This window comes from Shewanella electrica, assembly GCF_022321485.1.
Classification (GTDB): Bacteria; Pseudomonadota; Gammaproteobacteria; order Enterobacterales; family Shewanellaceae; genus Shewanella; species Shewanella electrica.
This window is the reverse complement of the sequence record NZ_JAKOGG010000185.1, coordinates 1-280: the sequence shown is the minus strand read 5'-3', so window position 1 is coordinate 280 and position 280 is coordinate 1. Positions and strand designations below refer to the sequence as shown.

1 protein-coding gene is annotated in these 280 nt (G+C 47.1%); it reads left to right on the top strand.

The features are described from left to right. The coding region (locus L9G74_RS20320) for a hypothetical protein (RefSeq protein ID WP_238898582.1) at nucleotides 1–264 on the top strand (264 nt) is incomplete at its 5' end. Nucleotides 265–280 lie beyond the last annotated feature (16 nt).

Here is a 280-nt window from a genome sequence, read left to right as displayed (position 1 = left end):
GCGGCGGTTATGTCTTCTTCTGGAGAAGAACTTGAGAATCCGAAAGAAACACACGGTCTCTTCAAGAAGTACATAAAGTGTTCACATGGGGCATTGTGCCAACCGGCCACCGAACCACCAGTCATTACCCCGGAGTTACATCCTGATGTAGGAAATTATGAGCCAATTGTGCAGAACCCTTCCGGCCACCGGGAGAAGAGAGGATCAAAACCAGTTCCTATCATATTCTGCAACAGGAAGACCGGCAAATGCCAAAGGATGTAATGCAAAAAAAGTGGAA